We start from the raw sequence: 21,838 nt of genomic DNA, 5'->3' as shown, positions 1-21,838 counted from the left end.
GCCGAACTTTCACTAATGTGCGGAGGTTCGAAGACAAATTTGGGAGCTCGCGATGACGATTGTGATCCAGCGTGACCGTTCGGCGCCGATGCGCCATACGGTGCAGATTGGCCAGCATCAGCTGGTGGTGGACATGCCGGCCACGGCAGGTGGCAGTGACAGCGGGCCGGATCCGCACGATCTCTATGATGCGGCCCTGGGTGCCTGCAAGGCGCTCACCATGCTGTGGTACGCCCAGCGCAAGGGGATCGAGATGGGCGATATCCGGGTGGAGGTGGCGCGAGACAGCAGTGCCGAGGCGCAGGGGACTTACCGACTGCAGGCCAGTATCACGCTGGATGATGCGCTCGACGCCGACACGCAGCAGAAGTTGCTGGCCATTGCCGATCGTTGTCCGATTCACAAGCTGATGACTCAGGTCACGACCGAAATCGAAACCCTGGCGGGGAAGCCCTGATGAGCGCACTCACCTTGTTGAAAACCCACGAGAAAGACCTGGGGGGTGGCTTCGTGGTCCGGCGCAGCCTGCCGGCCGCCGCACGGCGTGCGGTCGGTCCGTTCGTGTTTTTCGACCACATGGGGCCGGTACGGGAAACACCGGGCAGTCAGCATGATGTTCGCCCGCATCCGCATATCGGTCTGGCGACGGTGACCTACCTGTTTGCCGGCGCGATGATGCACCGCGACAGCCTGGGTTCGGTGCAGCGCATCGAACCGGGTGCCATCAACTGGATGACGGCTGGTCGCGGCATCGTGCACTCCGAGCGCAAGCCGGAAGACCTGCTGGATCAGACCTACGACCTGCACGGTCTGCAATTATGGTGTGCCTTGCCACAGGCCGATGAGGAGTGCGAACCGGCCTTCATCCATACCCCGGCCAGCGCCTTGCCGCAAGTGGACGTCAATGGCGTCAGCGTGCGGGTGTTGATCGGCGAGGCTTACGGCGTCCGCTCGCCGGTCCGTACCTTCAGCGAGACCCTGTATCTGGACATCACCTTGCAGGCCGGGCAGACGCTGACCCTGCCGCACCATGTGGCGGAGCGCGCCGTGTATGCCGTAGAGGGCGAGGTGGCACTGGATGGCCAGGCGGTCAATGCCCGGACCATGGCCGTGATCGAGGATGCGCAGCCCCTGGTGCTGACGGCGCACACGGCGGCCAGGGCGGTACTGATCGGCGGTGCGCCGCTGGATGGTCCGCGCACCATGTGGTGGAACTTTATCTCGTCACGCCGCGAGCGCGTCGAGCAGGCCAAGGCCGACTGGCAGGCGCAGCGCATGGGCCAGATTGCCGGCGAGCACGAGTGGATTCCCTTACCGCCCTGAAACGGCGGCCGTGGCACCGGCCATGAACAGGCGGGCGGCCAGTTCGCCCTCCAGTTCGATCTGAAAATGCTTCTGCAGGCATTGACGCAACATGGCGATATCACTGACCGGCTGCTCCAGCCGGTCGGCGCCGAGGGTGATGATCAGGCGTTGTCCGGACAGGGTCAGCCGCCCGTCCGGGCGCGCTATGGTACACAAGGGCTTGCCGGTGAAGTGCGAGGCGGGCGAGTGCTGGTGGAAATCGCACATGTGCACGAATTCATCGAGTGGATGCGCCTCGAGGGCAAACTGATACAACGGCTGCCAGCCGCGTTCGTCGTCATGACGCTGCAGGACGCACTGCCCATGCACGGACTGCAGGCGGAACTGCCCGCTGGGCTGGCGCTGTACCTCGCCATCCAGTGGCAGGGGCAGCAGGAAGCAATCGCCGAAACCAACATCGGCCAACATGTCGCCCTCGGGGAAATGCACCCAGAGCAGCAGGTGGTCAAAGGGCGGGCCAAACACCTCGCCATCAAATACCCGGGCAGACAGCCGGGATACCTGAAAGCCCAGACTGGTCAGCAGCAGGGAAAAAGCCTGGTTCAGCTCGTAGCAGAAGCCGCCGCGATGACGCGTCAGCAGCTTGTCGAGCAGGCTGGCCTCATCCAGGCGCAGCGGTTCATCGAGAAACAGGCTGAGGTTCTCAAACGGAATGTGCCGCAGGTGCTGCAGGTGCAGGTGCGCCAGACTTTCCGGGCAGGCGGGCCCGACCTCGCTGATCTCCAGCCGGGCCAGGTAGGCAGCGCGCTGTTGTGCATCCATGGACTTCTCCTGTTTAAGCCTCGGCAGGCAGGGCCTCCGGCTGAGTCGATCTAACCGGCGGCTGCGACGGCACCCGCCCCACCCACCACATGCCAAACAGCGCCAGCGCCACCGCCAGCCAGCCCACCTGCCCGTAGCCGAGAATCTGCCCTTGCGCGCCGCTGCTCAGCATCAGACCGCCAATCCAGGCGCCACAGCCCGAGCCCAGTGACTGGATGGCACTGTTGGCACTCAGAAACGCACCGCGATCTGTTTTATCGGTCACCGTGGTCATCAGGGTCTGCATCGGGATCATGCGTCCGGACACCATCACCATGAAGAACGGGAACACCGGCAAAAACAGGTAGAACGACACGTCGGGCAAATGGGTGATCATGAGTACCGGCAACAGGGAGACCAGCCACAGCAGCCGGAACGTGCGTTTGGCCCCCAGCCGGTCGGTCAGCTTGCCGAAGCGGCGGGCAGTAAAGAAGGTGGCGCCGCCGCCCAGCATGTACATCAAGGATAGCTGGGGCGCAGTGACACCGTGATTGGCGACCAGGGTGGGTGAAATGAAGGGAATCACCAGCATATGCGCCACCAGCATCCAGAAAGTCAGCAAAAAGGCCTTGAGATGCGGCTTGCGGGTCAGCAGCAGCCACAGCTGTGGCAGTACCCGGGACAGGGGAGCGGGGCCGGCCCGCAGGTGTTCGGCCAGCGAAGGCACCAGCGCCAGCCCGCCGGCCCAGATCAGTGACGACAGCAGGACCAGCAGCAGGAAGGGTGCCGCCCAGCTGAAATGCGCCCCCAGCAGTACGCCGACCGGCACGCCCAGCACCGCCGCCAGAGAAAACGAGGTCATGACGATGCCGGTGGCCGTGCCGCGCCGGGTCAGCGGGATCACGTCGCTGACGATGGCCATGACGATGGCGCCCATCACGCCGCCGGAGAAGCCGGCAAAGGCACGCGCCATCAGCAGCCAGCCATAGCCGGGCGCCAGGGCACAGGCCAGGTTGGACAGGGCAAACCAGGCATAGACCCACAGCAACAGGCTGCGCCGGTCGAAACGGTCGATATAGGTCGCCGCCAGCAGGCCGGACAGACCGGAACACCAGGAGTAGACCGAAACCGCCGTGGCAAAGCGCGCCGGGGAAATCTGGAAGGCATGCATGATCTGCGGCCCCAGAGGCATCATGACCATGAAATCCATGATCACGGTAAATTGTGTCAGCGCCAGCAGCCACAACAGGCGCCGTTCATGCGCCGCGGACAGGTCTGCCATGAAGGTTCTGCTCCCGGTTCTTGAGCGACCCGCCCGCCACGCCGTGGACCGGCAGGGCATGACAGACGACATCACTGGTTTTGTTCACTATAGTCCGCCCCTCTGGCGGACTCTTAATATATCGTAAGATATATATCTTTAGATACATTTTCAAGGCTCGGGCGGCTTTTTGCACCACTGCCTACAATGGAAGCAGAGCTATTCTCTTCGCATATCCATCTCTTACAGACTGCGAGCTCCCCATGGCCGTCGTGCACGCTGATTCCTCCCACCATGCCACACAGTCGGTACGGTTGTTCGATATGGTCGCGGCGCTTTCCACCACGCTGGATCTTCTCGACCCTCAGTTAGGGTCGCATCAGAAACGCACCTGTCTGATCGCCGCGCAGATTGGCCTGGCCCTGCAACTGAGTCAGGCGGATTATCGCAGCCTGTTCATTGCCTCAATTTTCCATGATATCGGAGCACTGGCCCTGCATGACCGGCTAAGCATGCTGGCGTTCGAGGAGACGGCCCCGCACCTGCATGCGCAAATGGGGGCGCAGTTACTGATACGCTTCGAAGCGTTCCGGCCTCATGCGCCGCTGGTGGCCTATCATCATGTCCCCTGGGACCACGGCAAGGGTAGCCACTTTGACGGTCAGCCCGTGCCTCGCCTGAGTCATCTGATTCACCTGGCCGATCGTATCGAAGTGCTGGCCCAGACCCGCGCCAATATCCTGGCGGACAGCGAAGAGATCCGGCAGCGCATCTGCGAGAAGTCCGGCGTGGTGTTTGATCCCGAACACGTTGATGCCTTTCTTCAGGTCTCGCGCACGGAGCGTTTCTGGCTGGATCTGTTTTCCGTCAATCTGGATCAGATCCTCAAGGCCCTGGCCCCGTTTGAGGATATCGAGCTGGATTTGAACCAGCTGATGATGTTTGCCCGATTTTTCGCCCTGATCATCGACTCGCGCAGTCATTTCACCGCCACCCACTCCGCCGGGGTGGCGATCTGCGCCGAAACCATTGCACGCCACATGGGCATGAGTGACATCGAGGCCACCAGGATGCGCATTGCCGGCTATCTGCACGACACCGGCAAACTCGCCATCCCGAATGAGTACATCAACCGCAATGGGCCGCTGGCCCGGGAAGAAATGGCGCGCATGCGGGCGCACAGCTATATCACCCATGACATTCTGAGCAAGATCAATGGCATGGCAGATATCGCCGAATGGGCCTCCCACCATCACGAGCGCCTGGATGGCAGCGGCTATCCCTTCCACAAAAGTGCCGAGCATCTGAGCCTGGGGGCACGCATCATGGCCGTGGCCGATATTTACACGGCGCTGATCGAGGATCGCCCCTATCGGGCCGGCATGGCGGAAACCGAAGTCTTCGCCCATCTGGCGTCGCTGGTGGAAGCCGGGCAACTGGAGCCGACCGTGGTGGCGACACTGCAGCGCCACCACGACCGCATCGGCCAGTTGTGTCGTGAAGTCCAGCGTCAGGAGGGTGAGGAGCTGAACGAGTTCTGGCGCATGGCCAGCGCAGCGGCCTGAGTCCGCCTCAATCCCCTTCCACCCGTCCCTCGCGCCGAGGGTCGGCGCCGCCGGTCCAGCCGCCCGGTGTGCGCAGGATGGCCGCCAGACCGCTGGTCATGTCGGTCATGACCACCTTGTGACCCAGCGCTTGCAATGTCGGCACCAGCGTCCCCAGCCCACGTCCGGACTCCAGTTCGGTCGGGCCATTGCGGCTGCCGTAATGCGGCAGCGACACCGCCTGCTGCGGATCCAGGTGCCAGTCGAGCAGGCCGATCAGGGTCTGTGCCACGTAATTGATGATCGCGCTGCCACCCGGCGAGCCGGTAACGGCATACAACTTGCCAGATGGGTCAAACACCAGCATCGGCGCCATGGCGCTGCGCGGTCGTTTGCCTCCTTCGATCCGGTTGGCCACTGGTTTGCCCTGATCCTGCGGACTGAAAGAAAAGTCGGTGAGTTGATTGTTGAGCAGGAAACCTCGGCCCGGCACCATGATGCGGCTGCCAAATTGATCCTCGATGGTCGTCGTCATGCTGAGAGCCTGACCGAAGCGGTCGACCACGGCGATCTGGGTGGTGCAGGGCAGCTCCACCGCCTGGTCCCGGCCCCAGGCTGCCACCTGTCCCGGCGGCAGTCCCGGACTGGCCTGCCCCATGCTTTGCCCGGGCTGGATCAACTGGCTGCGTGTCGCCAGATAGGCCGGATCCAGCAGACCGCTGGTCGGTACCGGGACAAAAGCCGGATCAGCCAGATAGCGCGCCCGATCGGCAAAGGCCAGACGGCCGGCTTCGCTGAACAAGTGCACCGCCTGTACCGAAGTCGGCGCCATATCTGTCAGCGGAAAGCGTTCCAGGGTTTTCAGCATTTGCAGCACTGCAATGCCGCCGGAACTGGGCGGGCCCATGCCACACAGCCGATAACCGCGATAGCTGCCACATACTGGCGCGCGCTCGATCGCCCGGTAGTTTTCCAGGTCGTCCGCGGTCATGTCACCGGGACTGCCGGGCGCCTGGTTCACGGCCTTGACGATATCGGCCGCCAGCTTGCCCTGGTAGAACGCCTGCGGCCCCCGCCGGGCGATCAGTCGCAGGGTAGCCGCATAGTCGGGGTTTTTCAGCCGGGTGCCGATGGGCTTTGGACTGCCGTCAGGCCGGTAAAAGTACTGCCGGGCAACCGGGTCCTGCGCCAGGAAGCGCTCACGGCTCAACAGCCCATACAGGCGCGGAGAGATCGGGAATCCCTGTTCGGCCTGCCGGATGGCAGGCTGGAACAGCGTCGCCCAGGGCAATCGCCCGTAACGCCGATGGGCTTGCGCCAGCATGGCCAGCACACCGGGGACGCCGACCGAGCGGCCGCCGACAACCGCACGATAAAAGTCCATGCTCTTGCCATCGGTGCCCAGGAAACGGTCCGGCCGCGCCGCTGCGGGTGCGGTCTCGCGACCATCAAAGGTCGTGACCCGGCCGCCGTCGAAATAGACCAGGAAGGCGCCGCCGCCGATGCCGGAGGATTGCGGCTCGGTCAGGCCGAGCATGGCCTGGGCGGCAATAGCGGCATCCAGCGCACTGCCGCCACGCCGCAGCATGGCCATGCCCGCCGCACTCGACAGCGGCGTGGCCGTGACGATCATCTGGTGCGGCCGGGTGACGGCGGACCGCTCGGTATACCCGGTCGCTGCTTCGGGGGCGGCGGGGCCGGCCATGGCGCCCTGCAGGCTGCTGAGCGCCCAAAACCCTACTGCCAGCAAGTGTTTGAATTTTCTGGCAATGCCACCAATCAACGCTTTCATCGCGTATACTTCCCCTCAACTTTTATGCAATATGCAGTAAACATGTTTTCATTATTAGCACGACAGGCTGGTTCAGTGCCGACGGTGCCCTCCGACGGCCTGATGACAACTCCCGCCAGCCTCATCGTGATTCAGAACAGGTCTTCCATTCATGAGCAAATCTGATCAAGAAAACAGCCTTGCCAGCCATCCGGCATCGGTGCGCATCCGCAGCCGCCTGGTCGCCGCCGGCAAGCGTTTCCATGCCAACGACAACATCGCCGACTTCATTGAGGAAGGCGAACTCGATCAACTGCAGGCCGAAGTGCAGCAGCACATGCAGCAGGTTCTGCAAAGCCTGGTGATCGACACCGAGAACGATCACAACACGCAGGAAACCGCCAAGCGGGTGGCCAAGATGTTCGTACGCGAAGTCTTCAGGGGGCGCTATGTGCCGATGCCGCCCTCGACCGAATTTCCCAATGTCGAACAGCTCAACGAACTGATGATCGTCGGGCCGATCATGGTGCGCAGCGCCTGCTCGCACCACCTGTGCCCGATCATGGGCAAGGTATGGGTCGGCGTGATGCCAAACGAGCACTCCAACCTGATCGGGCTGTCGAAATACGCCCGGCTGATCGACTGGGTCATGACCCGGCCGCAGATTCAGGAAGAAGCCGTTTCCCACATGGCAGACCTGCTGATGAACAAACTGCAGCCGGATGGCCTGGCCATCGTCATGGAAGCCGACCACTTCTGCATGCACTGGCGCGGGGTCAAGGACGATCAGTCCAAGATGACCAATAGCGTGATGCGCGGCTCTTTCCTGCGCGATGCCAATTTGCGTCGTGAATTCCTGTCTTTGATCCACAGGGGATAATCATGTTGGTTCGTTTGATCTACGCCAGTCAGACCGCAGAAACCATTTCGGCCAAGCTGATCGAGGCCATTCTGTCGCAGGCTCAGGTACACAATCCGGCCAACGGCATCACCGGACTGCTGTGCTACAGCCAGAAGACTTTCGTGCAGGTGCTGGAGGGTGGCCGTACCGAGGTCAACCGTCTGTTCCAGCTGCTGGCCAAGGATCCCCGCCACCAGAACGTCACGCTGCTGCAGTACGAAGAGATTGCCGAACGGCGTTACGCCAACTGGGCCATGGCCCGGGTGGCGCTGGACAAGCTGAACATGTCGCTGCTGCTGCGCTTCTCCGACAGCCCGCAACTCGACCCGTACTCGGTCAGCGGCGAAAGCACGGCCCGGTTGCTGGAAGCCCTGGCCGAGGCCGGCGCACTCGGCACGCGGGGCTGATACAGCGCCGGTCCGACAAGAAACCGCCGGACCGGTCAGCCGCACAATGCATCAGGCCAGACGGGCAGCCAGCTCGGCGACCCGCTTGCCCAGCAGGCGGGCTGTTTCCAGATCGCCGGCACGCGGCGCCTCGTCCGGCGAGGCATCGGATGGCGCAATGGCCAGCGCACCGGCAAAGCCGGCGGTCCAGTTGACGTCTGCCGGACCATGCGCCTTGGTATTGGACGGCATCAGGCCGGTGCCGACCCAGATCTGCGAATGCTGCTGTGACAGGGTAAACAGGTATTGAATGGTGGCACCCTTGTCGCCGTTGACGGAGGCCGAGGTGGTAAAGCCGGCAGCCAGCTTGTCTTTCCAGGCCTGCACAAACCACGCCTTGGATGAGGCATCGGCAAATTTCTTGAATTGCCAGGCCGGACCGCCCATATAGGTCGGCGACCCATAGAGGATGGCATCGGCCCCTGCCAGGGCGTCGAAGGTACCATCCGGCAAATTGCCGTCAGCATCAATGCGATACATCACCACCTGGGTGCCGGCAACGCCTGCCGCGCCGTCGCGGACGGCCTCGGCTTGTTTGGCGGTGTGGCCGTAACCGCTGAAGTAGACAATGGCGATGGTTGTCATGGCTGCAAACTCCCTGTTGTTGTGGAAGACGATCAGGATGCCTTCCGGCACCGGTTGTCTGTTTATAGACCATCCGTTGACATGCCCCGGAATTCCGCCATGGCGAAGACTGAAACGATGTATCTGCAGGATTTCACGCTGGGCCAGACCTTTGTCAGTGCCTCCCACGAGATGACGATGGCCGACATCAAGGCCTTTGCCGCCCAATTCGACCCGCAGCCCTTCCATCTGGATGAGGACGCCGCGCGCAACACCCTGTTCGCCGGACTGGCGGCCAGTGGCTGGCATACCGCGGCGGTCACCATGCGTTTGCTGGTGGGCAGCGGCCTGCCGGTTGCCGGCGGGCTGGTGGGGGCGGGCGCCGAACTGCGCTGGCCGCGCCCGACCCGGCCCGGCGACCGTCTACAGGTCACCAGCGAGGTGATCGACATCAAGACTTCCCCTTCGCGCCCCGAGCGCGGTCTGGTTACCCTGAAAAGCGAAACCCGCAACCAGGATGGCGCGCTGGTACAGAGCATGACCTCTCGCTTGTCCGTGCCGATTCGTCCGTCTTGACCCAATGACGTTCGGATTTCCGAACGTCATTCCCCCTGGCTGGTACGGAAATCCAAACGCCGCGCCAGCCGCCTGGTTTTATATTCATACAAATCAACAAGTTAAAAACCACTTCCTCCGCCATGATGCTGGCACGCGATGTGCTAATCAGTAGCCGGGCGATGACAACAAACGGCCACGAGCCGTTCGCGGCAGACAAGACGCCGCCGCATCGTGCACACACACACAACCTGATGGCGCCTCTCGCGGGAGGCTGACCGGAGGACAGGGCTACGCCATGACGGATCAGGGATCGACACCGTTAGCGCGTGCCGGCTTTTTGAACCGGAGATTGTATGAAATCGAACAAAATCACCCTTTGGGTCGGCATCGCGCTGATCCTTGGTATCGTTGTCGGCTTCCTGTGTCACAACTCGCTGACGGCTGAGGCGGCCAAGAATGTGGCCAGCAACTTGTCCATCCTCACCGACGTTTTCCTGCGCATGATCAAGATGATCATCGGGCCGCTGGTGTTCTCGACGCTGGTGGTCGGGATTGCCAGCTCCGACACCAAATCGGTCGGCCGCGTTGGCGGCAAGGCGATGGTCTGGTTCATCCTGGCTTCGCTGGTCTCGCTGCTGATCGGCATGTTCTACGCCAACGTACTGCAACCGGGTGTCGGCTATAACCTGCCGATGCCGACCGGCAGTGCCGGCCTGAAAACCAGCGCGCTGAATCTGCATGACTTCATTTCGCACATGTTCCCGAAGAGCTTCTTTGAGGCCATGACCAATAACGAGATGCTGCAGATTGTGGTGTTCTCGCTGTTCTTCGGTATTTCGATGGCGCAGTTGAAAAACCGCTTCCCGACCACGCTGCGCAATATGCTGGATGATGTGGCACACACCATGCTCAAGCTGACCGGCATTGTGATGGCCTTTGCCCCGCTGGGCGTGTTCGGTGCCGTTGCTGCCACCATCACCACCCAGGGTCTGGGCATCCTGATGATCTATGCCCGTTTCCTCGGCGCTTTCCTGGTCGCCATCGCCACGCTGTGGGCCTTCCTGCTGGCCATTGGCTATCTGTACCTCGGCCGTGATGTCATGGTGCTGATGAAGAAGATTCGCGCCCCGATGATGCTGGGCTTCGCCACGGCCAGCTCGGAAGCCGCCTTCCCCAAGGTGCTGGAACAACTGGATGCCTTCGGGGTCGACAGCCGCATTTCCGGCTTTGTACTGCCGCTGGGCTACTCCTTCAACCTGGCCGCCTCGGTGATGTATGCCTCCTTCGCCGCCCTGTTCATCTCCCAGGTCTATAACGTGCCAATGTCGCTGGGCAGCCAGCTGACCATGCTGCTGGTGCTGATGGTTACCAGCAAGGGGATCGCCGGTGTGCCGCGGGCCTCGCTGGTGGTGGTCGCCGCTGTGCTGCCGATGTTCCATCTGCCGGAAGCCGGGATTCTGCTGATCCTTGGCATTGACCAGTTCCTCGACATGTTCCGTACCGCGACCAATGTGATGGCCAACTCGATTGCCACCGCCACGGTCGCCAAGATGGAGAACATGCTGGGCGCGCCCCAGGCCGAGCAGCAGGATGGCCTCATCGCCGAACCGGTGGTGCAACTGGTCAGCCAGGAAGCCTGAGCTTGAAACCGAAAATGAGGCCGCCAGCTGGCGGCCTTTTTTCATGGCAAAGCTTGATCAGGCGGTTTGCCAGCACAGGGCATTCTGACTATTCTCGCCGGGATGGTAACCCTCTCTTGCTATTACACCTTATGGCCAAACACCGCTCACTGTCAGGCACCCTGCTCTATCTGGCGCTGATTGCCCTGATCGTGGCCGGCTTTGCCTGCTGGGCCTTCAATGCCAGTCTGTCGTCCTCGCTGGCGGAACTGGAAAACAGCGCCAACCAGCGGCTGGATCTGTACAGCGCGACGCTGGACAGTGAGGTGGAGCGTTTTGCCCGGCTGCCCGGGGTATTGGGCTTGTCGCCGGCGGTCGTCGGCCTGCTGCATGCCCCCCGGGACCTGATCCTGCAGAAGCAGGTCAATCGTTATCTGGAACACCTGACCGAGCGCACCAGCGCCACCGCCATCTACATCATGGACAATCAGGGTCAGGTCATCGCCACCAGCAACTGGCAGCAACCTGACAGCTTCCTCGGCGAAAACGACGCTTTCCGCCCGTATTTCAAAGAAGCCATCATCGGCAAGAGCAGCCGCTTCTTCGGCATCGGCACCACGCGCAGCGAGCCGGGCTATTACTTGTCGCAGGCGCTGGATGATAACGGACAGGCCATCGGCGTGGCGGTCGTCAAAATCAGTCTGTCCCGGCTGGAGCACACCTGGAGCCAGAACAAGGCGCTGGTATGGGTGGCCGACGCCAACCGCGTGGTGATTCTGGCCTCGCGGCCGGAGTGGAAATTCGCCTCCCTCGGCACCTTGCCGCCACAAGACCAGCAACGGCTGGACGAAACGCGCCAATACAACCGTCTGAAGTTGCGACCGCTGAAGATCGACTTACTGCATCAGCAATCCAGCGACGCCCGCGTCGTACGCTGGATGGCGCCATCCGGGGTGGCCGATTCGCCCTTGCACCGCTATCTGGAACAAACGCGCCCACTGGCAGGCAGCAACTGGCAACTGTCGGTGCTGGAAAGCCTCGCCCCCGCCTACAGCCTGGCTTACAGCCGCGCCAGCCTGGCGGCCGTGCTGTCCATCCTGCTGTTGACCGGGCTGGTGCTGCTCAACGAGCGCCGCCGGCGCCTGCGCGACAAACTGGCAGCACGCGAGGCCCTGCAGCGTGCCTACCGGCAGCTGGAGCAGAAGGTCGAGGAGCGCACCGCCGATCTGCTGTCGGCCAATCAGCAGCTGCAGGCCGAGGTCACCGAGCGGGCGCGTGCCGAGACTCACTTGCGTCAAACCCAGGCCGAGCTGATTCAGGCCGGCAAGATGGCCGTGGTCGGCCAGCTGTCGGCGCAAATCGCCCATGAACTCAATCAGCCTCTGGCAGCCCTGTCGACCCTGTCGGCCAACACCATCAAGTATCTGGCGCGCGGCAACTTGCCGACCGCCAGCGGCAATCTGGAAACCATCGGCCAGCTGGTTGAACGCATGGGCAAGATTACCGGCGCACTGCGCTCTTTCGCCCACAAATCCCAGGCCAGCGGCGGCCAGGCGGCATTGACGCGTACGCTCGATAATGCGCTGTTCCTGATCGACCAGCGCCTGCGCCACGGGGCCGTCGAGGTGATCCGCGAGGAAACGCCCGATCTGGTCGCGGATTGTGACCCCAACCGGCTGGAGCAGGTACTGGTGAATCTGCTGACCAACTCGCTCGATGCACTGCAAGACATGCCGGGTGCCCGCATCATCATCCGCAGCCGACGGCTGGATCAGCGCGTCGAACTGACGCTGCACGACAACGGCCACGGTTTTTCGGCCAAGAGCCTGCAACACCTGTTCGAGCCGTTCTATACCACCAAACCAGCCGGGGTCGGCCTGGGACTGGGTCTGACCCTGTCGGCCAGCATCCTGGCCGAAGCCGGCGGCAGTCTGTCGGCCGCCAATCATCCGCAGGGCGGGGCGATCTTTACGCTGCTGCTGCCAGCATTGACCGGAGAATCACACCATGACTGACAGCTTGTCGGTATTCATCGTCGAAGACGATCCCAGCGTGCTGCTGGGATGCATGCAGGCTTTCGAGCTGGAGGGCATCCCGGTACAGGGGGCGGCCAGCGCGGAGGAAGCGCTGCAACAGATCGGCTCGGGCTTTGCCGGGGTGGTGGTGAGTGATATTCGCCTGCCGGGTACCGATGGCATGGCGCTGCTGAAAAAGCTGCGTCAGCGGGATGCAGAGCTGCCGGTGATCCTGATCACCGGTCACGGTGATATCAGTCTGGCGGTACAGGCCATGAAGGATGGCGCCTACGATTTCATTGAAAAGCCGTTCTCGCCGGAACGGCTGCTGGACGTCACGCGCCGGGCCCTGGAACAGCGCCGGCTCGGGCTGGCGGTACGCAATCTCGAGCAGCAGCTGCAAAGCAAGTTCACCCTGGAAGCACAGCTGATTGGTCGCTCACCGGCCATGGCACGTATTCGCGCCATGATTGCCGATCTGGCCGACACCGCGGCCAATGTGCTGATCCATGGTGAGACCGGCTGTGGCAAGGAGCTGGTGGCACGCTGCCTGCATCAGGCGAGCAAGCGCAGTGAACGTCCCTTTGTCGCGCTCAATTGCGGCGGCCTGAGCGACACGCTGTTCGAGAGCGAATTGTTCGGCCATGAGGCGCACGCCTTTACCGATGCCAAGAAGAAGCGCATCGGCAAGTTCGAGTACGCCAATGGCGGCACTCTGCTGTTTGATGAAATCGAAAGCATGCCGATTGCCCAGCAGATCAAATTGCTGCGGGTGTTGCAGGAGCGCAGCTTCGAACGACTGGGATCGAATACCCCGGTGCCGCTGGACTGCCGCATCATTGCCGCTACCAAGTTCGATCTCAAGGCCATGAGCGATGCCGGTCAGTTCCGTTCCGATCTCTACTACCGTCTCAATGTGGTCTCGCTGACATTGCCCCCCCTGCGCGAGCGGCGCGAGGATATCCCGCTGCTGTTCGAGCATTTTCTGGTGCAGGCCTGTGCCCGCTTCGACCGCCCCACGCCGGTGCTGGAGCCGGATGAACAGGCGCTGCTGCTGGGCCATGACTGGCCGGGGAATGTGCGCGAACTGCGCAATGTCGCCGAGCGTTTTGCCCTGGGGATCCGCACGCCGCTGTTACCGGAGGCCCGCGGCGCCGACACGCCATCGCTGGCGCAGAGTGTGGAGGATTTCGAGCGGGTCTTGATTGCCGAGGCACTGCGCCGTCACGACGGCAATCTGAGCCGTGCCAGCGAATCATTGAAAATGCCCAAGACCACCCTGTTCGACAAGGTCAGGAAATACGGCCTGTAAGCGCACCGAGCCAGAGGGCGTGCAGGGCATGGCGCAGCTCGGTGCCGAAGTCATGGCGCAGAATGGCCAGATCCGGTTCGTCACGCAGGGCGTGCAGCCCCGGATGGGCGTCCAGCGCCTGCCACAGTCCGACACACAACCCCCATACCTGCAGCAGGAAGGCCGCACCACGGCCTTGCAGGATCGGTGCTTTTTGCTCCAGCAGCGCCCCTTTCTCGGCCAGCCCCTGTGCCAGGCGTCGCTTGAAATCGAGCATTTCATCCAGAGGCAGGTTCTGCTCCAGCACGGCATTGGCCATGCCGGCCAGCGACAGCAGCTCGCGCTGTTGCTCCAGATAGGCCGACAAGGCCGGGGCAATATGCCGGGCCGCCGCCACCGGCTCGGTGGGCATGGCTTGCAGCAGGGGAGTAAAGCCGTCCAGCAGGCGATCGAAACCGGCCTCCAGCAAGGCAATGAAGATGGCTTCCTTGGTCCGGAACGACAGATAGACACTGCCCTTGGCGACACCGGCGGTCTCGGCAATCTGCGATACCGTCGGCAACTGGCCGGTCTGGCGGTACAGCCGCTGTGCGGCTTGCAACAGCGTGGTGCGTCGTGCCCGGCGCTGTTCATCTGTCAGGGCTTTTCTGGCCATGGCAACCATCAGGGGAACAAAAGACACTCAGAGTTTACCACCGCGCTGCACACCACATGACAGCATCTTGCGCCACCACAAGACCGTGCAATTGACATACCATGTACAGCACAAAAGCGAAAAGAGCGGGCAAGAGGAGAAATCATGTACACCCATCACCATCCGTTGCTGTCCCCCAGCCTGGGCAGCCAGCGATCCGTCACCAGCTTCCACTTCGGTCAGCCTGGTCAGGGAGAAAAAATTTACATCCAGGCCAGTCTGCACGCTGATGAATTGCCGGGCATGCTGGTGGCCTGGCATTTGAAGCAACAGCTACTGGCGCTGGAGTCCTCCGGTCAGATCCGGGGAGAAATCGTCCTGGTGCCGGTGGCCAATCCGATCGGTCTGAACCAGAACCAGAGCCTGAACCTGCTCGGTCGTTTTGATCTGCAAAGCGGACAGAATTTCAACCGCCATTACCCGGCACTGGCCCAGGTGATCTATCCCGAAATCCGCACGCAGCTGGGCAAGGATGCCGCGGCCAACACCAGTCTGATCCGCCGCCAGATGCGTCAGCATCTGGCCCGGCTGGATGCCCAGAGCGAACTGCAGTCTCTGCGCCTGACGCTGATGAAGCTGGCCGTGGATGCCGATGTGGTGCTGGATCTGCATTGTGACTTCCGCGCCGGCCTGCATCTCTACACCGGCACACCGCTCTGGCCGCAGTGCAAGCCGCTGGCACACTACCTTGGCGCCTGTGCCAGCCTGCTGGCGACCGACTCGGGGGACCATCCCTTTGACGAAGCCTGCAGCCAGCCGTGGTGGCAGTTGCGCGACATGGCGCAGGCAGAGGGGCTGGAGGTCAACATCGACATGGCCTGCCTGGCGGTCACCGTCGAGTTGCGGGGTCAGAGCGAGGTGCAGCACGCCCTGGCCGAGCAGGATGCCGAGGGAATACTCAACTTTCTGCGTCTGCGCGGGGTGATCGACGATGTGGTCCCGCCGCTGCCGGAACTGCCCTTCCCCGCCACGCCGCTGGCTGGCTCGGAGGATCTGTACGCGCCCCAGGCCGGGGTGATCGTCTATCACGCCCCGGTCGGCAGGCCGGTGAAAAGTGGCGACCTGATCGCCGAAATCTTTGATCCGATCAGCGACCGCTGCAGCGAGGTGCGCGCCCAGCGCCCCGGCATGCTCTATGCCACCAGTCACCGCACCTATGCCACGGCAGGCATGGAAATCGCCAAGGTGGCCAGCCAGGATGCCTTCAAGCAGGGCAAGCTGCTGACTGCCTGAGACGGACAATCAAAAAGGCCACCGCAAGGGTGGCCTTTTTTTGTCCGGCGGCGGCTTATTTCAGGCTGCCGGAGAGGAAGGCCTTCAGGCGTTCGCTGCGGGTGTTGCCGAAGACTTCCTGCGGCGAACCTTCTTCTTCCACCAGCCCCTGGTGCAGGAACATCACGTGGTTGGAGACGTTGCGGGCAAAGCCCATCTCGTGCGTCACCACGATCATGGTACGGCCTTCTTCCGCCAGTGCCTGCATGACCTTGAGCACTTCGCCCACCAGTTCCGGATCGAGAGCCGAAGTAGGTTCGTCGAACAACATGACTTCCGGCTCCATGGCCAGGGCACGGGCAATGGCCACACGCTGCTGCTGGCCACCGGACAGGTGGGCCGGATATTTGTTCTGTGCCCGCTCATCCAGTCCGACCTTGCGCAGATACTTGATGGCACGCTCGGTTGCTTCGGCCTTGCTCATGCCCAGAACATGCACCGGCGCCTCAATGACGTTTTCCAGTACGGTCATGTGGCCCCACAGATTGAAATGCTGGAACACCATGGCCAGCTTGGTGCGCATTTTCTGCAGCTGGTCATGGTCGGCCGGAATCAGCTCGCCACTCTTGACGCGCTGCATGCGCAGCTCTTCACCATTGAGGCGGATACTGCCCTCATGCGGCTTTTCCAGGCAATTGATGCAGCGCAGGAAGGTACTCTTGCCGGAACCGGACGAACCAATGATGCTGATCACGTCGCCTGCCTTGGCGGTCAAAGAAATGCCCTTGAGCACTTCGTGGTCGCCAAAACGCTTGTGAATGTTCTGAATAATCAACTTTTCCATTGTGCAATCCAGTTAGTGTGAGCTGGCCGGGCGCAGGTGCGCGAGCCACTTCTTTTCGGCCTTGCGGAACAGGGCGACCAGAACAAAGGTCACGCACAGATAAATCAGTGCAGCCAGGCCGAAGGCATTGAACGAGTCATAGGTAGCGGAATTAGCATCACGCGCCACCTTGAGGATGTCCGGCACCGTGGCGGTAAACGCCACGGTCGTCGAGTGCAGCATCAGAATCACTTCGTTGCTGTAGGCCGGCAAGGCCCGGCGCAGGGCGGAAGGGATGATGACGCGACGATAAAGGGTGAACTTGCTCATGCCGTAGGCACGACCGGCCTCGATCTCGCCATACGGCGTAGCCTTGATGGCGCCGGCGAAAATTTCCGTCGTATAGGCACAGGTGTTCAGGGCAAAGGCCAGAATCGTGCAATGGTAGCCATCGCGGAAAAAGGCGTTGAGCAGGTCGGTTTCGCGCACGACATCCAGGCTGTACACCCCGGTGTAGAAAAACAGCAGCTGCACATAGAGCGGGGTGCCACGGAACACATAGGTATACAGGCCGACCAGGCGAGCCGCCCACCTGACCTTGGAAACACGCAGCACCGCCAGCGGAATCGAAGCGATGAAGCCCATGGCAATCGACAGGGACAGCAGCCACATGGTCACGGCCAGGCCGGACAGATGATAGCCGTCAGTCCACAGGAATTGGCGCCAGTATTGCTGAATGATCTCAATCACAGTTCGGCCTCCCGCACACCCATCGAATAACGACGCTCCAGCCACATCAGGACCAGATTGGAGACTGTGGTCAACAACAGGTACACCACGCCGGCCACCACCGTGAAGAAAAACACTTTGTAGGTACTCTTGCCGGCATCGATCGACAGCTTGACCACATCGGCCAGACCGATGATGGACACCAGCGCGGTGGCCTTGAGCATCACCTGCCAGTTATTGGAAATGCCGGGCAGGGCAAAGCGCATCATTTGGGGAAACTGGATGCGGTGGAAAACCTGCCAGTGACTCATGCCATAGGCACGGCCAGCTTCGATCTGCCCCGGCGGCACGGCCATGAAGGCCCCGCGCAGGGTCTCGGTAAAGTAGGCGCCATAGATGAATCCCAGCGTGATCACGCCGGAAGCAAACGGGTTGAGGTCGATCTGATCCATGTGCTGCCAGTCGGTCAGATGATTCAGTCCGATTTGCAGGCTGTAGAAGATCAGCAGCATCAACACCAGGTCGGGCACACCGCGAATCAGGGTCGTGTAGACCGTCGACACCATGCTCAGCAAGGGATTGCTGGACAACTTGGCAGCCGCACCGACCAGCCCGATGGCAAAGGCCAGCAGCAGTGACAACACGGCCAGCTCGAGTGTCACCATGGTTCCGTCCCAGATCATGGGACCGAATCCGTACAAAAACATATTGTTCTCCTTCTCAGGACCTGCACCGCGACGTCCCGCCTTGCCGCATCCTGATGCTTCTCTCCAGTGACTGACTACCCGAAAGCCGGATCGCTTCCGGCCTGCAGGGCGTCAGGCAATACCGGACGAAGCCTGCGGCAGGCAGGCTTCGCCCCGGCACACTTATTTGCCGTAAACGTCAAAGGAGAAATATTTCTTCTCGATTTTCTTGTAAGTCCCGTCCTTCAGCATGGCGGCAATCGCCTTGTCGATCGCCGCTTTCAGCGCGGTATCTTCCTTGCGCAGGCCAATGGCGGCACCAGTGCCCAGGGTCTTCGGATCCACGACTTCCGGACCGGCAAAAGCGAAACCCTTGCCTTCCGGCTTTTGCAGGAAGCCCTGGTCAGCCTGCACGGCATCTTGCAGCGAGGCATCGATACGACCGGCCTGCAAGTCGGACAGCACCTGGTTCTGATCCTTGTACGGCACCACTTCTACACCGGACGGCGCCCAGTGTGCCTTGGCATAGGCCTCCTGGATGGTGCCCTGTTCCACCCCGACACGCTTGCCCTTGAGCGAGGCGGCAGTGGGCTGCAGACCGGCACCGCTCTTGGCCACCATGCGGGTCGGCGTATTGAACAGCTTGGTGGAGAAGTTGATTTGCTTCAGGCGTGCATCCGTCACCGACATCGAAGACAGAATGCCGTCAAACTTCTTGGCCTTGAGCGCCGGAATCATGCCGTCAAAGTCATTCTCCACCCACACACACTTGGCTTGCAGACGCTTACAGATCTCGTTGCCCAGATCGATGTCAAAGCCCACCAGCTTGCCATCGGCCGCCTTCGACTCGAACGGTGCATAGCTGGCATCGACACCAAAACGGACTTCTTGCCATTGACCTGCCCATGCCCCCATGGAAGCGGCCATCAGGCCAAAGGCTGCAACAGTTGCAAATGCTTTTTTCACTTGTTTCTCCTCAAGAGACCACATTCACTGCAACGATGAAAAAACCCGCACCATCATCTGGCCGGGTATCGGGATGGACTGCTCGCTATCTCCGGGGTCTGGCGCCCCTCTGTGCTGAATCTTGCTTCCCTGTGTGCGGAAGCTTATGGGTTTGAATGTTATATAAATGTGACGCTATGTCTATAGAATTTATTTTGCGGATAAGGTAGTGGCATTCCTATTCACATCTTGTTTTTCAGCGTGAGTTTGCCTGCCATGGCCCTGGCAGGCAGATGACACTTGGCCTGATCGTTCGATATACGGGAAATATCAGTTATCGCTCATGCTGTTAGCGATACAGACAACAATCGATCAGTCAGACAATCGATCATTAACATTTAGCGGGAAAAAAATCGGCGTACTGTTGCAGTTTTACAATGAAAAAGCCGCCAGCGCATGCGCCGGCGGCTTTTTCAGCAGGGCTCAGTGCCCGTAAACATCGAAGCGGAAGTAGCGTGCCTCGATTTTCTTGTATGTCCCGTCCTTCAACATGGCGGCAATCGCCTGGTCGATGGCCGCCTTGAGCGCGGTATCTTCCTTGCGCAGCCCCACGGCCGAGCCGATACCCAGCGTTTGCGGGTCATTCAGTGCGGCGCCAGCGAAGGCAAAGCCCTTGCCGTCCGGCTTCTGCAGGAAACCCTGGTCAGCCTGCACCGCATCTTGCAGCGAGGCATCCAGACGACCACTCTTCAGGTCGGCCAGTACCTGGTTCTGGCTCTGGTAGGGCACCACCTCCACCCCGGCAACCGCCCAGTGCACCTTGGCGTAAGCCTCCTGGATGGTCCCCTGCTGCACGCCCACGCGCTTGCCCTTGAGCGAGGCGGCCGTCGGCTGCAGACCGGAGCCCGCCTTGGCCAGCATGCGCGTCGGGGTATTGAACAGCCGGCTGGAGAAGGCAATCTGCTTCTGGCGCGCTTCGGTGACCGACATCGACGACAGGATGCCGTCGAACTTGCGCGCCTTGAGGGCCGGGATCAGACCGTCGAAATCGTTTTCCACCCAGACACATCGTGCCTGCAGGCGCTTGCAGATCTCGTTGCCCAGATCAATGTCAAACCCCACCAGCTTGCCGTCGGCAGTCTTCGACTCGAACGGGGGATAGCTGGCTTCGACGCCAAAGCGGATATCCTTCCACTGACTGGCCGAGGCAAACGACGAAACAGCCAGCAAGCCCAGTGCCGCCAGCGAAACCACGATGTTTTTTTTCATTCTTCCATTCTCCTGAATAAACCCTGCCAATCTTCTGACGACTGATTGGTCATTGCTTGTGCGACATGCACACACTATGCAAGTTCATGCACCATGCACAGCCCGCGACAGCCATGCGTGCGACATATCGCCACAGGGCGGGGACTATACACCTAATTATCATTGATAATGACACCTGTTCGCATTCAGCCATTCGGGCTGCGATGCTGCTCAACCCTCATTGCGGAGTTCTCATGTCACGTCTGCCGTTACGCCTGCTGTCCATCTGCGCCCTGTTGCTGTGCACCCAGCAAGCCGCCTGGGCCCATGCCCATCCCGTCTCCCAGTCGCCGGCTGCCGAGGCCTCGGTCACGGCCCCCAAGCAAGTCAGCATGCGCTTTACCGAAACACTGGAGCCCTCGCTGAGCACGCTGGAAGTCACGGATGAACAAGGCAAAAAGGTCAATCAGGCAGCGACCACGGTCGACCCCGCCACCCCGGATACCATGCATGTCAGCCTGCCTGTCCTCGCACACGGTCGCTATGTCGTCAAATGGACTGCCGTGGCCACCGATGGTCATCGCACACAGGGCAAATTCCGCTTCCAGGTCCAATGAGCAGCGACTGGATTGACTGGATCGGGGTACTGTCTGCCACGCTGCTGGACGCCATGCTGGCGCTGCAACTGGCCCTTCGCCTGCCGGGCCTGACCACCAGGCTGCGTGGCAGCCGGCGACTGATGGCACTCGGGCTCGGCGGATACATCGTCAGTGCCACCCTGGTCATGACGGCGTGCGGACTGGCCGGTTTGCCCGCGGCACTCAGTCTGGTCATGCAACACAGTCACTTCGGTCATATGCAGTGGCTGGCGCTGGCCGGCATGGCCTGCCTCATGCTGTCCGACAAGCTGCCCCGCCTCGCCTGGCCGGGTCTGGGACTGCTGTTGTGGTCACGTGCGGCGACTGGCCATGCCGCTTCTGCCGGCATGCTGTCGCTGCCTGTCACCATCCACATGGGGCATCTGCTGGGCATGGCGCTCTGGCTGGGACCCGTGTTGCTGGCGGCGCGCTGCGCAGCACCACAGGGCGTTCAGGCGGCACGACAGGCACGACGCCTGTCCGTCCTGGCCAGCTGGGCACTGGGAATACTGGCCGTCAGCGGTGTGATGAATCTGCTGCGCGTCACCGACGGCATACCGGCGCATGCGAACCCGGAATACCTGACCTGGCTGGGCATCAAGCTCGCCCTGGCCACGGTTGCCATCCTGCTCGGTGCCATGAATCGCTGGCAGTATCTGCCGGCCATTGAGCAGCATGTGACCCATGCCGTCACGCGCTTCTGGACCATTCTGCGACTGGAGTCTGCGGTGCTGGTCCTGTTGCTGCTTTGTGCTACCCGCTTGTCCACGACCATGCCAAACTGAGC

The 21,838-nt window shown here is 61.6% G+C and carries 22 protein-coding genes; 12 read left to right on the top strand and 10 right to left on the bottom strand.

Going from position 1 to position 21,838, the window contains the following annotated elements; all coding sequences use genetic code 11:
- Nucleotides 1-52 precede the first annotated feature (52 nt).
- Both JNO51_RS16945 and JNO51_RS16940 read left to right on the top strand, forming a co-directional pair.
- Nucleotides 53-457, top strand: a complete 405-nt coding sequence (locus JNO51_RS16945; protein ID WP_215779671.1) for an OsmC family protein — start codon at nt 53-55, stop codon at nt 455-457.
- Complete coding sequence (locus tag JNO51_RS16940; protein ID WP_215779664.1) at nt 457-1,323, top strand: pirin family protein; 867 nt, start codon at nt 457-459, stop codon at nt 1,321-1,323. The genes JNO51_RS16945 and JNO51_RS16940 overlap by 1 nt, the downstream gene beginning before the upstream one ends.
- On the opposite strand, the gene JNO51_RS16935 is transcribed toward JNO51_RS16940, so the two are convergent.
- A complete protein-coding gene (locus JNO51_RS16935) occupies nt 1,312-2,127 on the bottom strand; it encodes an arylamine N-acetyltransferase (protein WP_215779663.1) in 816 nt (271 codons plus the stop codon). The two genes, JNO51_RS16940 and JNO51_RS16935, sit on opposite strands and share 12 nt — an antisense overlap.
- A gap of 13 nt (nt 2,128-2,140) precedes the next feature.
- Nucleotides 2,141-3,388: an MFS transporter gene (locus tag JNO51_RS16930; RefSeq protein WP_215779662.1), complete on the bottom strand. Its 1,248-nt coding sequence runs from the start codon at nt 3,386-3,388 to the stop codon at nt 2,141-2,143.
- A 242-nt stretch (nt 3,389-3,630) separates the two neighbouring features.
- On the opposite strand from JNO51_RS16930, the gene JNO51_RS16925 reads away from it, so the two are divergent.
- On the top strand, nt 3,631-4,932 hold the full coding sequence (locus tag JNO51_RS16925; RefSeq protein ID WP_215779661.1) for an HD-GYP domain-containing protein: 1,302 nt from the start codon (nt 3,631-3,633) through the stop codon (nt 4,930-4,932).
- Nucleotides 4,933-4,939: 7 nt separating this feature from the next.
- Here JNO51_RS16925 and ggt read toward each other — a convergent pair whose 3' ends face one another.
- Nucleotides 4,940-6,703, bottom strand: coding sequence for a gamma-glutamyltransferase (gene ggt, locus JNO51_RS16920; protein WP_215779660.1), 1,764 nt, complete (start codon nt 6,701-6,703; stop codon nt 4,940-4,942).
- A gap of 151 nt (nt 6,704-6,854) precedes the next feature.
- Here ggt and folE point away from each other — a divergent pair, with 151 nt between their 5' ends.
- Together folE and JNO51_RS16910 are read left to right on the top strand one after the other, a co-directional pair.
- Nucleotides 6,855-7,562 (top strand): GTP cyclohydrolase I, encoded by a 708-nt coding sequence (gene folE / locus JNO51_RS16915; protein ID WP_215779659.1) that lies wholly within the window; start codon nt 6,855-6,857, stop codon nt 7,560-7,562.
- Between the two features lie 2 nt (nt 7,563-7,564).
- On the top strand, nt 7,565-7,990 hold the full coding sequence (locus JNO51_RS16910) for a BLUF domain-containing protein (protein ID WP_215779656.1): 426 nt from the start codon (nt 7,565-7,567) through the stop codon (nt 7,988-7,990).
- A gap of 51 nt (nt 7,991-8,041) precedes the next feature.
- Here the strand turns inward: JNO51_RS16910 and JNO51_RS16905 are convergent, their stop codons facing one another.
- Nucleotides 8,042-8,614 carry a flavodoxin family protein gene (locus tag JNO51_RS16905; protein ID WP_215779654.1) on the bottom strand — a complete coding sequence of 191 codons (573 nt, stop codon included), beginning with the start codon at nt 8,612-8,614 and terminating at the stop codon, nt 8,042-8,044.
- A 99-nt stretch (nt 8,615-8,713) separates the two neighbouring features.
- Here JNO51_RS16905 and JNO51_RS16900 point away from each other — a divergent pair, with 99 nt between their 5' ends.
- From JNO51_RS16900 to JNO51_RS16885, 4 genes are all read left to right on the top strand, one after another.
- A complete protein-coding gene (locus JNO51_RS16900; RefSeq protein WP_215779652.1) occupies nt 8,714-9,169 on the top strand; it encodes a MaoC family dehydratase in 456 nt (151 codons plus the stop codon).
- A gap of 335 nt (nt 9,170-9,504) precedes the next feature.
- The gene (locus tag JNO51_RS16895) at nt 9,505-10,791 is read left to right on the top strand and encodes a dicarboxylate/amino acid:cation symporter (protein WP_215779650.1); all 1,287 of its coding nucleotides are present in this window, start codon (nt 9,505-9,507) and stop codon (nt 10,789-10,791) included.
- Nucleotides 10,792-10,907: 116 nt separating this feature from the next.
- The gene (locus tag JNO51_RS16890; RefSeq protein ID WP_215779648.1) at nt 10,908-12,785 is read left to right on the top strand and encodes an ATP-binding protein; all 1,878 of its coding nucleotides are present in this window, start codon (nt 10,908-10,910) and stop codon (nt 12,783-12,785) included.
- Nucleotides 12,778-14,097, top strand: a complete 1,320-nt coding sequence (locus JNO51_RS16885; RefSeq protein ID WP_215779644.1) for a sigma-54 dependent transcriptional regulator — start codon at nt 12,778-12,780, stop codon at nt 14,095-14,097. The genes JNO51_RS16890 and JNO51_RS16885 overlap by 8 nt, the downstream gene beginning before the upstream one ends.
- Here JNO51_RS16885 and JNO51_RS16880 read toward each other — a convergent pair.
- The gene (locus JNO51_RS16880; protein WP_215779642.1) at nt 14,078-14,731 is read right to left on the bottom strand and encodes a TetR family transcriptional regulator; all 654 of its coding nucleotides are present in this window, start codon (nt 14,729-14,731) and stop codon (nt 14,078-14,080) included. The genes JNO51_RS16885 and JNO51_RS16880 overlap by 20 nt on opposite strands.
- Nucleotides 14,732-14,875: 144 nt before the next feature.
- Between JNO51_RS16880 and JNO51_RS16875 the strand changes: the two genes are divergently transcribed.
- Nucleotides 14,876-16,003 carry a succinylglutamate desuccinylase/aspartoacylase family protein gene (locus JNO51_RS16875; RefSeq protein ID WP_215779640.1) on the top strand — a complete coding sequence of 376 codons (1,128 nt, stop codon included), beginning with the start codon at nt 14,876-14,878 and terminating at the stop codon, nt 16,001-16,003.
- A 55-nt stretch (nt 16,004-16,058) separates the two neighbouring features.
- Here JNO51_RS16875 and JNO51_RS16870 read toward each other — a convergent pair whose 3' ends face one another.
- The 5 genes from JNO51_RS16870 to JNO51_RS16850 all read right to left on the bottom strand — a co-directional run bounded on the left by JNO51_RS16870 (nt 16,059) and on the right by JNO51_RS16850 (nt 20,434).
- Nucleotides 16,059-16,826 carry an ABC transporter ATP-binding protein gene (locus JNO51_RS16870; RefSeq protein ID WP_215779638.1) on the bottom strand — a complete coding sequence of 256 codons (768 nt, stop codon included), beginning with the start codon at nt 16,824-16,826 and terminating at the stop codon, nt 16,059-16,061.
- Between the two features lie 12 nt (nt 16,827-16,838).
- A complete protein-coding gene (locus tag JNO51_RS16865; protein ID WP_215779636.1) occupies nt 16,839-17,555 on the bottom strand; it encodes an ABC transporter permease in 717 nt (238 codons plus the stop codon).
- A complete protein-coding gene (locus JNO51_RS16860; protein ID WP_338620005.1) occupies nt 17,552-18,217 on the bottom strand; it encodes a histidine ABC transporter permease HisQ in 666 nt (221 codons plus the stop codon). Before JNO51_RS16860 ends, JNO51_RS16865 begins: the two co-directional genes overlap by 4 nt.
- A 186-nt stretch (nt 18,218-18,403) precedes the next feature.
- Entirely contained in the window at nt 18,404-19,186 is a 783-nt protein-coding gene (locus JNO51_RS16855) for an ABC transporter substrate-binding protein (RefSeq protein ID WP_256444956.1), read from the bottom strand.
- Between the two features lie 462 nt (nt 19,187-19,648).
- On the bottom strand, nt 19,649-20,434 hold the full coding sequence (locus tag JNO51_RS16850; protein ID WP_215779630.1) for an ABC transporter substrate-binding protein: 786 nt from the start codon (nt 20,432-20,434) through the stop codon (nt 19,649-19,651).
- Nucleotides 20,435-20,667: 233 nt separating this feature from the next.
- Here JNO51_RS16850 and copC point away from each other — a divergent pair, with 233 nt between their 5' ends.
- Both copC and JNO51_RS16840 read left to right on the top strand, forming a co-directional pair.
- Nucleotides 20,668-21,030, top strand: a complete 363-nt coding sequence (gene copC, locus JNO51_RS16845; RefSeq protein WP_215779626.1) for a copper homeostasis periplasmic binding protein CopC — start codon at nt 20,668-20,670, stop codon at nt 21,028-21,030.
- Nucleotides 21,027-21,836 (top strand): copper resistance D family protein, encoded by an 810-nt coding sequence (locus JNO51_RS16840; RefSeq protein ID WP_215779623.1) that lies wholly within the window; start codon nt 21,027-21,029, stop codon nt 21,834-21,836. Before copC ends, JNO51_RS16840 begins: the two co-directional genes overlap by 4 nt.
- Nucleotides 21,837-21,838: the final 2 nt, after the last annotated feature.

Source organism: Paludibacterium sp. B53371 (assembly GCF_018802765.1).
In the GTDB taxonomy this organism is placed as follows: Bacteria; Pseudomonadota; Gammaproteobacteria; order Burkholderiales; family Chromobacteriaceae; genus Paludibacterium.
The sequence above is the reverse complement of the archived record's forward strand: the minus strand, read 5'-3'. Positions and strand labels throughout refer to the sequence as shown.

What these genes read in the sequence shown, in the direction of transcription:
- JNO51_RS16910 (WP_215779656.1), top strand. Translation starts at nt 7,565, where the DNA reads ATGTTGGTTCGTTTGATCTACGCCAGTCAGACCGCAGAAACCATTTCG.
- JNO51_RS16840 (WP_215779623.1), top strand. Translation starts at nt 21,027, where the DNA reads ATGAGCAGCGACTGGATTGACTGGATCGGGGTACTGTCTGCCACGCTG.
- JNO51_RS16900 (WP_215779652.1), top strand. Translation starts at nt 8,714, where the DNA reads ATGGCGAAGACTGAAACGATGTATCTGCAGGATTTCACGCTGGGCCAG.
- JNO51_RS16875 (WP_215779640.1), top strand. Translation starts at nt 14,876, where the DNA reads ATGTACACCCATCACCATCCGTTGCTGTCCCCCAGCCTGGGCAGCCAG.
- JNO51_RS16905 (WP_215779654.1), bottom strand. Translation starts at nt 8,614, where the DNA reads ATGACAACCATCGCCATTGTCTACTTCAGCGGTTACGGCCACACCGCC.
- JNO51_RS16870 (WP_215779638.1), bottom strand. Translation starts at nt 16,826, where the DNA reads ATGGAAAAGTTGATTATTCAGAACATTCACAAGCGTTTTGGCGACCAC.
- ggt (WP_215779660.1), bottom strand. Translation starts at nt 6,703, where the DNA reads ATGAAAGCGTTGATTGGTGGCATTGCCAGAAAATTCAAACACTTGCTG.
- JNO51_RS16945 (WP_215779671.1), top strand. Translation starts at nt 53, where the DNA reads ATGACGATTGTGATCCAGCGTGACCGTTCGGCGCCGATGCGCCATACG.
- JNO51_RS16885 (WP_215779644.1), top strand. Translation starts at nt 12,778, where the DNA reads ATGACTGACAGCTTGTCGGTATTCATCGTCGAAGACGATCCCAGCGTG.
- JNO51_RS16895 (WP_215779650.1), top strand. Translation starts at nt 9,505, where the DNA reads ATGAAATCGAACAAAATCACCCTTTGGGTCGGCATCGCGCTGATCCTT.
- JNO51_RS16940 (WP_215779664.1), top strand. Translation starts at nt 457, where the DNA reads ATGAGCGCACTCACCTTGTTGAAAACCCACGAGAAAGACCTGGGGGGT.
- JNO51_RS16850 (WP_215779630.1), bottom strand. Translation starts at nt 20,434, where the DNA reads ATGAAAAAAAACATCGTGGTTTCGCTGGCGGCACTGGGCTTGCTGGCT.
- folE (WP_215779659.1), top strand. Translation starts at nt 6,855, where the DNA reads ATGAGCAAATCTGATCAAGAAAACAGCCTTGCCAGCCATCCGGCATCG.
- JNO51_RS16860 (WP_338620005.1), bottom strand. Translation starts at nt 18,217, where the DNA reads ATGATCTGGGACGGAACCATGGTGACACTCGAGCTGGCCGTGTTGTCA.
- JNO51_RS16935 (WP_215779663.1), bottom strand. Translation starts at nt 2,127, where the DNA reads ATGGATGCACAACAGCGCGCTGCCTACCTGGCCCGGCTGGAGATCAGC.
- JNO51_RS16930 (WP_215779662.1), bottom strand. Translation starts at nt 3,388, where the DNA reads ATGGCAGACCTGTCCGCGGCGCATGAACGGCGCCTGTTGTGGCTGCTG.
- JNO51_RS16925 (WP_215779661.1), top strand. Translation starts at nt 3,631, where the DNA reads ATGGCCGTCGTGCACGCTGATTCCTCCCACCATGCCACACAGTCGGTA.
- copC (WP_215779626.1), top strand. Translation starts at nt 20,668, where the DNA reads ATGTCACGTCTGCCGTTACGCCTGCTGTCCATCTGCGCCCTGTTGCTG.
- JNO51_RS16880 (WP_215779642.1), bottom strand. Translation starts at nt 14,731, where the DNA reads ATGGCCAGAAAAGCCCTGACAGATGAACAGCGCCGGGCACGACGCACC.